This window comes from Pseudomonas sp., assembly GCF_036387035.1.
Taxonomy (GTDB): domain Bacteria; phylum Pseudomonadota; class Gammaproteobacteria; order Pseudomonadales; family Pseudomonadaceae; genus Aquipseudomonas.
On the sequence record NZ_DASVUM010000255.1, the window covers coordinates 1 to 8,007 of the forward strand.

Sequence of the window (8,007 nt, forward strand, 5' to 3'; positions counted from 1 at the left end):
CAGATTCAGTCGTCGCTCTGCGCCTTTCGGATCGCCCAGCACGGTGGCGTACGGGTTGGCCGCCGTCTCCAGACAGCCCAGACCCAGGGCGATCACGAACAGCGCAAACAGGAAAAACGGAAAGCTCGCCGCATTGGCCGCCGGCATGAACAGCAATGCCCCGGCGGCATACAGACACAGCCCCAGCAGGATCCCGGCCTTGTAGCCGAAACGGTCCATCAACAAACCGGCGGGCAGGGCAATGATGAAGTACGCACCGAAGTAGGCGGCTTGCAGCAGCCCGGACTGAGCCTTGCTGACGTGCAGCGTTTCCTGAAAGTGCTTGTTCAGCACGTCGAGCAGCCCGTACGACAGGCCCCACAGGAAAAACAGACTGGTCACCAGCATCAACGCGACACGCACCGAAGGGGCGGCGTGCCGGTACACCGGGGCCTGGACTTTGCTTTGTTTGGTCAACATAACGCTCTCCTTTTTTGTTGTTGTTGAAGCGTGCTGCGTGATGAAGCGGATGTTCGGTTGTGCATGGATCGGAGCCTTGCACTCATACCGGTGGGAGTGAGCTTGCTCACGAAGAGGCCGGTGCATCCGCGAGATTTCCAGCGTTTAAAACTCAGCTTTGAAGTGCTTTGAATTGCTCATCCAAACTAAAAATCTGCGTCATCGGCTGCCATTTATTCCCCGGCGCGGTCCACAGCGTCGGCTTCTGGAAACGCCACATCAAGGCCTCCCATTCCTGCACCTTGGGGTTGGCCGCCGACGCCTGATCCATCGCTTCGGTGCTGAACGCCGGGGCAGTGTCCATGACCATGAACAGCCGCGTGCCCAGCCGCCAGATCTGCATGTCCAGCACGCCGTGGTCGCGCAGGTGTCCGGCGATTTCCGGCCAGATGCGCCGATGCAATTGCTCATACTCAGCGATCAACGCAACGTCGTCGGCCAGGTCCAGCGCCAGACAGAGCCGCTGCGCACTCATGTCAGTGCCCGGTCCAGATGCGTATAGCCGCCGTCCACCACCAGCCATTGCCCGGTGGTGTGGGAAGCGCGGGAGGACAGCAGAAACAACACGCTGTCGGCAATCTCGGCGGGGGTGGTCATGCGCTGGCCGAGTGGAATGTTTTCGACGATTTTCGCCAGCTTTGCTTCGGGGTCGTCGAAGCTGGAAATCCAGCGCTCATACAGCGGCGTCATGACTTCGGCGGGAATCACCGCGTTCACGCGCACGCCATCGCCGAGCAGCGAGGCGGCCCATTCACGGGTCAGCGACAGTTGCGCGCCTTTCGACGCGGTGTAACCGCTGGTGCCGCCCTGGCCGGTCAGGGCGGTCTTCGAGCCGATGTTGACGATCGCGCCCTTGCTGGCTTTCAGCGCGTCGACGCACAGGTGGGCCATGACGTAGTAGTGAATGAGGTTCTTCTCCAGCGACTCGATGAACGCGCTGCGGCCGGCCTCCAGGCCGACGTTGTCGTTGACCCCGGCGTTATTGACCAGCCCGTCGAGGCGGCCGAAACGCGCCAGCACCTGGCTCACCGCCGCCGCGCAACCGGCCTCGTCGCGCAGTTCCACCTGCACGAACAGCGTCTGTGGCTGGCGTCGATCCAGCTCCGCTGCCAGTTCGGCAGGCAGCGGCTGATTGGCGAAGATCACCGGGATCGCGCCTTCTTCGGCCAGCCCCAGAGAAATGGCCGCGCCAATCCCCGAGCCGCCACCGGTGACGATGATGACGTGGTCTTGCAGGTTCAGATTCATGGGCAGTTTCCTTGCAGGCCATAAAGGCGAATGGCGGTGCCGCCGCGCAGCGCGTCCTGTTCATCGGCGCAGAGGGTGCTGATCGCGGTTTCAAATAAACGGTGGACGTCGCTGTAACGCCCGGCGACTTCACACACCGGCCAGTCCGACCCGAACATCAGCCGTTGCGGGCCGAACAGTTCCAGCGCCAGGTAGAAATAAGGCAGCAGCTCAACCGGCCGCCAGGTCTGCCAGTCGGCTTCGGTGATCAGGCCCGACAACTTGCAGGCGACGTGGGGCAGGGCCGCCAGAGGGGCGAGGCGGTCGGCCCAGGCGATGGGGTCCTCTTGCGACAGGTCCGGTTTGCCAAGGTGGTCGAGGATCAGGTGATGCTGATCGTGGCGCTGGCAGAAGTCGCTGGCGGCGTGCAAGTCTTTGTCTTTGATCAGCACGTCGTAAGCCAGCCCCCGCAGCTGCACCTGCCGCATGCCACGGGCAAAGGCCGGGTCCTGCAGGAACAGCGAGGGTGCCGGTTCGTCCTGAATCAGATGACGCAGGCCGACCAGTTTCTCCGCATCCGCCCAGCGTGAGAGTTGCGCGTCGAGATCATCCGCCCGCAGGTCCGCCCAGCCCACCACCCCGAGGATCCACCGATGGTCGGCGGCGTGGCTGAGCAGTGCGGCCGTCTCGGCAATGCTCTGCCGCGCCTGCACCGCGACGCAGCCGTCGATGCCATGCTGATCGAGCAGCGGCTTCAGATCGTGCGGCAGAAAATCCCGCTGCAACGCGGCATGGCGCTGGTCGATCCACGGGTAGTTCTGCTGCGTGTAAGTCCAGAAATGCTGATGGGCGTCCACCCGCAAGGGCGAGGCCGGCGTGCCTGAGTCTGGGGACGACATTATTGTTGTACTCCGTCCGTGTCATGCCTGCGCGGCCTGCGCACAGGCGCGCATGTGTGGGAGCCGGCTTGCTGGCGAATGCGTCCGTTCAACGTCTGCGCGATCGTCTGGCTAAACGGGTTCGCCAGCAAGCCGGCTCCTACGGGTTCATTTACTTATTGCATGTGGGCGTACCTCGCCCGCGAAGCTGCTTTCATCTGAATCGAAAAGCCCGGCGCGGTGGGTGGCAGGTACGCAGCATCGCGAATCACGCAAGGGTCTTCGAAATGCTCATGCAGGTGATCGACGTACTCCACAACCCGACCCTCATGGGTGCCGGCGATGCACAGGAAGTCGATCATCGACAGGTGCTGCACATACTCGCAAAGCCCCACGCCGCCGGCATGGGGGCAGACCGGCAGTTGGTACTTGGCGGCCATCAGCATCACCGCGAGCACCTCGTTGACCCCGCCCAGGCGGCAGGCGTCGATCTGCACGACATCGATGGCGCCGCGCATGATCAGTTGCTTGAAGACGATGCGGTTCTGGCACATCTCGCCCGTGGCCACTTTCACCGGGTGCACGCCCAGGCGAATCGTGCGATGGCCCTCAACGTCGTCCGGGCTGGTCGGCTCTTCGATGAACCATGGCTGGGCAAACGCCAGCTCGCGAACCCAGTCGATGGCCTCTTCGACTTCCCAGACCTGATTGGCGTCGATCATCAAATGGCGATCCGGGCCCAGCACTTCACGGGCGATGCGCACGCGGCGAATATCGTCCTGCAGATCACGGCCGACTTTGAGCTTGATGTGGGAAAAACCGCCGTCCACCGCTTCCTGGCACAGCCGCCGCAGCTTGTCGTCCGGATAACCCAGCCAGCCTGCCGAGGTGGTGTAGCAGGGGTAACCGTCGGCGAGCAGCGCTTGCAACCGTTGGGCCTTGCCCTCGGCGCGCTCGGTCAACAGCGTCAGGGCTTCGTCCGGCGTCAGGCAGTCGGTGATGTAGCGGAAATCGATGCAACGTACCAGTTGCTCAGGCGTCATCTCCGCCACCAGTTGCCACACCGGTTTGCCTTCTGACTTGGCCCACAGGTCCCATGTCGCGTTGACCACCGCGCCGGTGGCCAGGTGAATCGCGCCCTTGTCCGGGCCGATCCAGCGCAACTGGCTGTCGCTGGTCACGTGCCGCCAGAAGCGGCCCATGTCTTCGGCGATCCACTCCAGTTTCAGGCCGACCATTACACCCGCCAGTGCCTTGATCGCTGCGCAACAGATCTCGTTGCCGCGGCCGATGGTGAAGGTCAGGCCGTGGCCCTGGAGGGTAGGGTGATCGGTTTCGAGAATGACGTAGGCCGCCGAATAATCGGGGTCCGGGTTCATCGCGTCGGAGCCGTCGAGCAGTTGCGAGGTGGGGAAACGAATGTCTTCAACGCGCAAGGCGGTGATGGTGGTCATGGCGGGTCCCTTTGGCATTGTTATGGGCAGCGCGGCTTGCCTGGAAAGCTGGTAAAACTTTTTGTCTCTTCACCACATGCCTCAAGCAGATGGAGCATCCAGTGGGAGCGAGCTTGCTCGCGAAGTTTCTCTCTGGCCGATGAAGCTGCAGCGCATGCACTGGCCTCTTCGCGAGCAAGCTCACTCCTACAGGTCAGGCGTCGACCGTCAGCTGCTGTTGCTCACCCAGCCCTTCAATGCCCAGACGCATCGTCTGGCCGGCGCGCAGGAACACCGGCTCCGGCTTGATGCCCAGGCCCACGCCCGGTGGCGTGCCGGTGGAAATCACGTCGCCCGGTTGCAGGCTCATGAACTGGCTCAGGTAGCTCACCAGTTTTGGAATCTGAAAGATCATCGTGCGCGTGTTGCCATTCTGGTAACGCTTGCCGTCGACTTCCAGCCACAGGTTGAGCTGATGCGGATCGGCGATTTCATCGCGGGTGACCAGCCACGGGCCGATCGGGCCGAAGGTGTCGCAGCCCTTGCCCTTGTCCCAGGTGCCGCCGCGTTCGATCTGGAATTCACGCTCGGACACGTCGTTGATCACGCAATAACCCGCCACGTGCTCCAGCGCATCGGCTTCGTCGATGTAACGGCCGCCCTTGCCGATGACCACGCCCAGTTCCACTTCCCAGTCGGTCTTCTTCGAGTTGCGCGGAATCTCGACATTGTCGTTGGGGCCGACGATGGCGCTGGTCCACTTGTTGAAAATGATCGGCTCTTTCGGGATGTCGGCGGCGGTCTCGGCCGCATGGTCGGCGTAGTTAAGGCCGATGCAGATGAACTTGCCGATCTTGCCCACGCAAGGACCGATGCGCGGATTGCCTTCCACCAGCGGCAGGCTGTTGACGTCCTGAGACTGCAGGTGCGCGATGCTCTCCGGGCTCAGGGCGGTGCCCGACAGGTCGCCGATGAGGTCCGTCAGGTCGCGAATGCCGCCATTGCTGTCCAGCAGGGCAGGACGTTCTTGACCGGGTTCGCCGTAGCGCAGCAATTTCATGGGGTGTCCTCTTGAGGTGATTATTCAGAACTGGGTATCAAGTGATCAGCATAGGGGGCGCACGGACCGGCTCAGTTGCTCCAGCCGCCGTCAATGATCTGCGCGGTCCCGGTGGTGAAGCCGCTGACGGGTGAGCCCAGGTACAGCGCCAGTTGGGCGATTTCCTCGGGCGTGCCCAGGCGCCCCATGGGCTGACGGGCTTCGAATGCCGCGTACACCTCGGCCTCTTCACGGCCTTCGCGCGCCGCCTGATCGGCCACACGCTGACGCAATGAAGGGGACTCCACGGTGCCGGGGCAGATGCAATTGCAGCGGATGTTCTGGCCGACGAAATCGGCGGCGACCGAGCGTGTGATGCCGATCACGGCGGCCTTGCTGGCGCAGTAGGCAAAGCGGTTGGGCACGCCCTTGATGGCCGAGGCAACCGACGACATGTTGATGATCGAGCCGCCGCCGTTGGCCAGCATCGCCGGCAGGAAGGCACGGATCATCTTGTACATCGCGGTGACGTTGAGGTCGAAGGCGAAGCGCCAGTCTTCTTCGGCGCATTCGAGGATGTTGCCGCTGTGCACCACGCCCGCGCAGTTGAACAGCACGTCCAGCGCGCCGATCTCGGCGGCCAGCCGTTCGATGGCGGCGTGATCGGTGACATCGAGCACGCGGGTGTGCACGCCCTTCAGGGTTTCCAGCGCTGCGCCGTTGATGTCGACGGCGAAGACTTCCGCGCCCGCGTTCACAAACGCCTCGACGCTGGCTTGACCGATGCCCTGGGCGGCGGCCGTGATGAGCACTCGCTTACCGGTGAGGTCCATGTTGATCCCTTGTTTTTATTGTTGAGATGGCCTGTCTGTCACGAACGATCACCACCGCGCCATCGCGGTCTGCCGCTCGAAACCGCCGGAGCGCGTTGAACGTGATGCGGTGCACGCGAACCGTGTCCGGGTTTGCTATGCTCCGCCCATCGCAGCGCGCCAATGGTCAGGCCATTGGTCCTGTTTTTAGCACTTGTCATGGACCCTCACAAGGTCATTTTGCGATCCGTTGCGCTGTAAGATTCCGAGCCGATTTCCGATGCCAATCCAAGTAATTGATAACCAGAGACTTTATCGCCAGATCGCCGATCAGCTTCGCGCGCTGATCGACAGCGGCGAGTTTCCACCGGGCAGCCGCCTCCCCGCCGAACGTGAATTGGCGAAGATGCTGGGCGTGAGCAGGGCGTCGGTGCGCGAGGCGATGATTGCCCTGGAGGTCATCGGGCTGGTGGATGTGCGCGTGGGCAACGGCGTGCTGGTGTGTGAGCCGCCGACGAAGGTGCTGTCCGATGAACCCGTGATGACCCAGGTCACCCGCGATCAGTGGAAGGACGTCGATCCTGAGCTCGGCATAGAGGTGAATTTCAGTGCGGAGATTCCGCCGTTTGCCCTGCTACAGGCGCGTCGCCTGATCGAGCCGGAAGCGGCGGCGCTCGCCGCGCATAACGCCAGCGACGAGGAACTTGAGGCCATCCGCGAGGCCTTCGAACGCAACACCCGCGACAACCGCGAGCATTCCCACACCCATCCCGGCGACCGGCTGTTTCATATCCGCATTGCCCAGGCGTCGGGCAATCCGGCGTATGCGCTGATGATCAAGCACTTGCTGGGGCATCAGTACGGCAGCATGTTCCAGCGCCTGCAGGCGCACTACACCTCCGACGACATGCCGTTTCGCTCCGAACACGAACACCGCCTCATCCTCGACGCCCTGACCCGCCGCGACGCAGACGCTGCCAGGCAGGCGATGGCAGGGCACCTGGACGAAGTGATCCGGATCTTCAGCCGAGGCGGGGTTTAGCTTTTTGAAGCCACGCCACTTATTTCCCGGTTGAGGGCTCCCACATGGAGGGTGTTTCCCAAAAAAATGATGGTGGTCATGCCGGCCTCTTCCCGGCTAAAGCCAGTCCCACTGAATGCACCGTGTACACCCTGTGGGACCGGCTTCAGCCGGGAAGCTTTTGATCTGCTTTTGATTTTCATACGCAAAAAGCCCAGTCACCGCCAAACGCGACTTTGGTGCAGGCTGAACGGAGGTCTCGTGGAGTGGGCCGAGCCGCATGGATGCGGCGAGAGCGCCGTCAGGGCATGGATGCCCGTTCGGCGCGGGCCCACGGAGCGAGACCGGAGTGAAGGAACCCGACGAAGTCGGGCCCAACCGAGAGCAAGCACCCTTGGCTGCTCTTTAAAACAGATAGGGGGGTGCTTTTCCAAGTAACTCGCCGGAGGCGAAACCCGAGGCCGTTAGGCCGACGCACTTTCATCGAACTTCACCCATCCGTCGAGCGCGACACTTCTTCCCATTGCGCAAACTCGGCTTCCAGCTGCGCCAGCTTCTCGCGGACCAGCTTCAACGCGTCACTGCCCAGCAGCAGGTGCGCTGGCGGGTTGGCGCTGTCGATCAGTTTAAGCATCGCGTCGGCGGCCTTGACCGGATCGCCCGGCTGTTTGCCGCTGCGTTCTTCTCGCGCCTGGCGGATCGGGTCGAAGCTGGCGTCGTAGTCGGCAATCTGCCGAGCGGTGCGCTGCATCGAACGGCCGGCCCAGTCCGTGCGGAACGAGCCCGGCGCCACGGCGGTGACAAACACATTGAACGGCTTCAACTCTTTGCCCAGGGATTCCGAGATGCCTTCGAGCGCGAATTTGCTGCCGTGGTAGTAGGAAATGCCCGGCATCGTGATGAAGCCGCCCATCGACGTGACGTTGAGGATGTGCCCCCTGCGACGCTGACGAAACAGCGGCACGAAGGCCTTGATGATCGCCACGGCGCCGAACACGTTGACGTCGAACTGACGACGCAACTCCTCCAGCGGCGACTCCTCCAGAATGCCTTCGTGGCCATAACCGGCGTTGTTGACCAGCACGTCGATGGGCCCGAA

The 8,007-nt window shown here is 62.7% G+C and carries 9 protein-coding genes; 1 reads left to right on the top strand and 8 read right to left on the bottom strand.

Annotation, left to right across the window (positions count from 1 at the left end; all coding sequences use genetic code 11):
- From VF672_RS23190 to VF672_RS23220, 7 genes are all read right to left on the bottom strand, one after another.
- A partial coding sequence (locus VF672_RS23190; protein WP_414705648.1) for an MFS transporter occupies positions 1 to 459 on the bottom strand: 459 nt, incomplete at its 3' end.
- Between the two features lie 151 nt (positions 460 to 610).
- The gene (locus VF672_RS23195; RefSeq protein ID WP_331107320.1) at positions 611 to 973 is read right to left on the bottom strand and encodes an L-rhamnose mutarotase; all 363 of its coding nucleotides are present in this window, start codon (positions 971 to 973) and stop codon (positions 611 to 613) included.
- Positions 970 to 1,746, bottom strand: coding sequence for an SDR family oxidoreductase (locus VF672_RS23200; RefSeq protein ID WP_331107322.1), 777 nt, complete (start codon positions 1,744 to 1,746; stop codon positions 970 to 972). The genes VF672_RS23195 and VF672_RS23200 overlap by 4 nt, the downstream gene beginning before the upstream one ends.
- A complete protein-coding gene (locus VF672_RS23205) occupies positions 1,743 to 2,624 on the bottom strand; it encodes an amidohydrolase family protein (protein WP_331107324.1) in 882 nt (293 codons plus the stop codon). Before VF672_RS23205 ends, VF672_RS23200 begins: the two co-directional genes overlap by 4 nt.
- Positions 2,625 to 2,779: 155 nt before the next feature.
- Entirely contained in the window at positions 2,780 to 4,057 is a 1,278-nt protein-coding gene (locus tag VF672_RS23210; protein WP_331107326.1) for an L-fuconate dehydratase, read from the bottom strand.
- 193 nt (positions 4,058 to 4,250) lie between these two features.
- Positions 4,251 to 5,096 carry a fumarylacetoacetate hydrolase family protein gene (locus VF672_RS23215; protein ID WP_331107328.1) on the bottom strand — a complete coding sequence of 282 codons (846 nt, stop codon included), beginning with the start codon at positions 5,094 to 5,096 and terminating at the stop codon, positions 4,251 to 4,253.
- Between the two features lie 71 nt (positions 5,097 to 5,167).
- Positions 5,168 to 5,908 carry an SDR family oxidoreductase gene (locus VF672_RS23220; RefSeq protein ID WP_331107330.1) on the bottom strand — a complete coding sequence of 247 codons (741 nt, stop codon included), beginning with the start codon at positions 5,906 to 5,908 and terminating at the stop codon, positions 5,168 to 5,170.
- Positions 5,909 to 6,167: 259 nt separating this feature from the next.
- Between VF672_RS23220 and VF672_RS23225 the strand changes: the two genes are divergently transcribed.
- A complete protein-coding gene (locus VF672_RS23225; protein ID WP_331107332.1) occupies positions 6,168 to 6,929 on the top strand; it encodes a FadR/GntR family transcriptional regulator in 762 nt (253 codons plus the stop codon).
- A 469-nt stretch (positions 6,930 to 7,398) separates the two neighbouring features.
- Here VF672_RS23225 and VF672_RS23230 read toward each other — a convergent pair.
- Positions 7,399 to 8,007 (bottom strand): oxidoreductase (locus VF672_RS23230; protein WP_331107334.1); only part of this gene is annotated, 609 nt, incomplete at its 5' end.